The organism is Terrabacter sp. FW104-15G4B (assembly GCF_058790095.1).
This window is the reverse complement of record NZ_JBYTCI010000073.1, coordinates 1-581: the sequence shown is the minus strand read 5'-3', so window position 1 is coordinate 581 and position 581 is coordinate 1. Positions and strand designations below refer to the sequence as shown.

The following is a 581-nucleotide window of genomic DNA, read 5'->3' as shown; positions in this document are numbered from 1 at the left end:
GGTTGTCCGCAGGGTCAGGCGCTGACCTCGCAGGTCTCTCGCCGCACCCTGCTCGCCGGCGCCGGGGCGCTCGGAGCCCTCGGCGCTGTCGTGGCCGTCGCCGGCCCTAGCGCCGCCACCCAGCTCGCCTTCGCCGGGACGGCCTACACCGGGGACACCATCGTCATCCTGAGCCTGCGCGGCGGCTTCGACGGACTCTCCGCGGTCGTCCCGGTCGGCGACCCGAACTACTTCGTTGCCCGGCCCACGATCGCCATCCCGGCCTCCCGCGCGATCAAGCTTGACACCATGTTCGGGCTGCACCCGGCCCTCGCACCCCTCAAGCCGATCTGGGACGCGGGCGGTTTGGCGGCGGTCCACGCGGTCGGGCAGGTCAACCCGACCCGGTCGCACTTCGACGCCATGGCCACGATGGAGAACGCCGCCCCCGGATCGAGCCTGCGCACCGGATGGCTCGACCGCATGATAGGCCTCAGCGGCCCTGTGACGACGTTCGCCTCCGCAGCAGTCGGATCCGCCACCACCCCGCAGTCAATGATCGGCCCCAACCCCGAGGTCGCGATCCGCACCGTAGACAGCTT

Annotated in this window: 1 protein-coding gene; it reads left to right on the top strand. The window is 71.6% G+C overall.

Annotation, left to right across the window (positions count from 1 at the left end; translation table 11 throughout):
• Window positions 1-581 (top strand): DUF1501 domain-containing protein (locus tag AC3WRT_RS20670; RefSeq protein ID WP_492725289.1); only part of this gene is annotated, 581 nt, incomplete at both ends.